Below are 548 nucleotides of genomic sequence, written 5' to 3'. Positions count from 1 at the left end.
CTTTATCCCAATTTTGGTTGTCCAGCCCGATTGTTCTTCAACCAGCATTTATTGCTCCTTTCGTATGGACGTCTTAATGCTGACCGCAACCTACTTACCTAACAGTTCAATCAAATGGCAGGTGTGGATGCGCGGACACTGAGAGTCTTGGGGATAAGCGGAAGATGCGATAATGGCATGGTGATCATTGCAGTAGACGACCTTAGCGACCAGCGACTTTTGGATTACACGTCACTTACGGACGTTAAATTGCGGTCCCGTTTGGAACCAGAACTCGGGCTTTTTATGGCCGAATCTAAGAACGTAATCGAACGCGCTCTAGAGGCCGGCTACAAACCTCGATCTTTCCTAATTCCAGAAAAATGGCTGGACTCAATGCAGGAAACCCTGACGAGATTGGGACCCGAAGGCAAAGATGTTCCCGTTTTTGTAGCGAGTGAGGATGTACTGGAGCAGATCACTGGGTTCCACCTACATCGCAGTGCAATGGCGGCCATGCACAGGCGCCAGTTGGCGCCCGTCCAAGAGGTAATCGCAGATGCGCATCG

General features: G+C 50.4%; 1 pseudogene. It reads left to right on the top strand.

The features are described 5' to 3' along the window. Window positions 1-177: 177 nt before the first annotated feature. Window positions 178-548, top strand: a pseudogene (locus HMPREF1627_RS10660) (rRNA methyltransferase); the annotation flags it as partial.

The organism is Actinomyces sp. S6-Spd3, from assembly GCF_000758755.1.
Taxonomy (GTDB): Bacteria; Actinomycetota; Actinomycetes; order Actinomycetales; family Actinomycetaceae; genus Pauljensenia.
Note: the sequence above shows the minus strand (reverse complement) of the source record. Positions and strands in the feature narration are given on the sequence as shown.